We start from the raw sequence: 1,452 nt of genomic DNA on the forward strand, positions 1-1,452 counted from the left end.
ACAGTTATTGAGCATCAAACTTTAAATTGAAGAGTTTGATCATGGCTCAGATTGAACGCTGGCGGCAGGCTTAACACATGCAAGTCGAACGGTAACATGAGTGCTTGCACTTGATGACGAGTGGCGGACGGGTGAGTAAGGTATGGGGATCTGCCAAATGGAGGGGGACAACAGTTGGAAACGACTGCTAATACCGCATAAAGTTGAGAGACCAAAGTACGGTTCCGCAAGGACGTGCGCCATTTGATGAACCCATATGGGATTAGCTAGTTGGTGTGGTAAAGGCTCACCAAGGCGACGATCTCTAGCTGGTCTGAGAGGATGACCAGCCACACTGGAACTGAGACACGGTCCAGACTCCTACGGGAGGCAGCAGTGGGGAATATTGCACAATGGGGGGAACCCTGATGCAGCCATGCCGCGTGTATGAAGAAGGCCTTCGGGTTGTAAAGTACTTTCGGTAGTGAGGAAGTTGTGTGTATGAAAAGTGCATGCAATTGACGTTAGCTACAGAAGAAGCACCGGCTAACTCCGTGCCAGCAGCCGCGGTAATACGGAGGGTGCGAGCGTTAATCGGAATGACTGGGCGTAAAGGGCATGTAGGCGGATAATTAAGTTAGGTGTGAAAGCCCCGGGCTCAACCTGGGAATTGCACTTAAAACTGGTTATCTGGAGTATTGTAGAGGAAGGTAGAATTCCACGTGTAGCGGTGAAATGCGTAGAGATGTGGAGGAATACCGGTGGCGAAGGCGGCCTTCTGGACAGATACTGACGCTGAGATGCGAAAGCGTGGGGAGCAAACAGGATTAGATACCCTGGTAGTCCACGCTGTAAACGATGTCGATTTGGAGTTTGTTGCCCTGAGTGATGGGCTCCGAAGCTAACGCGATAAATCGACCGCCTGGGGAGTACGGCCGCAAGGTTAAAACTCAAATGAATTGACGGGGGCCCGCACAAGCGGTGGAGCATGTGGTTTAATTCGATGCAACGCGAAGAACCTTACCTGGTCTTGACATCCACAGAATCTGGCAGAGATGCTGGAGTGCCTTCGGGAACTGTGAGACAGGTGCTGCATGGCTGTCGTCAGCTCGTGTTGTGAAATGTTGGGTTAAGTCCCGCAACGAGCGCAACCCTTATCCTTTGTTGCCAGCGATTAGGTCGGGAACTCAAAGGAGACTGCCGTTGATAAAGCGGAGGAAGGTGGGGACGACGTCAAGTCATCATGGCCCTTACGACCAGGGCTACACACGTGCTACAATGGCGTATACAAAGGGAGGCGACCTCGCGAGAGCAAGCGGACCTCAGAAAGTACGTCTAAGTCCGGATTGGAGTCTGCAACTCGACTCCATGAAGTCGGAATCGCTAGTAATCGTGAATCAGAATGTCACGGTGAATACGTTCCCGGGCCTTGTACACACCGCCCGTCACACCATGGGAGTGGGTTGCACCAGA

General features: G+C 52.1%; 1 rRNA gene. It reads left to right on the forward strand.

From position 1 onward, the window contains the following. Positions 1-23: 23 nt before the first annotated feature. Positions 24-1,452 (forward strand): 16S ribosomal RNA (locus A9G10_RS04590); the annotation flags it as partial.

The organism is Gilliamella sp. wkB308 (assembly GCF_001690185.1).
GTDB lineage: Bacteria > Pseudomonadota > Gammaproteobacteria > Enterobacterales > Orbaceae > Gilliamella > Gilliamella apicola_I.